Below are 329 nucleotides of genomic sequence, written 5' to 3' on the forward strand. Positions count from 1 at the left end.
GGTGCAAGGCGTCGATGTGGCCGGGCAGGCCGAGCTGTACAGCCTGATCACGCGCCTGCGCGACCGCCATGGCTGCGGCGTGCTGATGGTGTCTCACGACCTGCACCTGGTGATGAGCACCACCGACCAGGTGGTGTGCCTCAACAGCCACGTGTGCTGCTCCGGACACCCGGAACAGCTCAGCGGCGACCCGGCGTTCGTCGAGCTGTTCGGCAAGAACGCGCAGAGTCTGGCGATTTATCACCACCATCACGACCACGCCCATGATCTGCATGGCGAAGTCGTGAGCGATGCCTCGAACGCTACGCCGCATTCCCACACTCATGTTC

The 329-nt window shown here is 63.8% G+C and carries 1 pseudogene; it reads left to right on the forward strand.

Annotation, left to right across the window (positions count from 1 at the left end):
• Nucleotides 1-329, forward strand: a pseudogene (locus EE949_RS08430) (zinc ABC transporter ATP-binding protein); the annotation flags it as partial.

The sequence above is a fragment of the Pseudomonas viridiflava genome, from assembly GCF_900602065.1.
Classification (GTDB): Bacteria; Pseudomonadota; Gammaproteobacteria; order Pseudomonadales; family Pseudomonadaceae; genus Aquipseudomonas.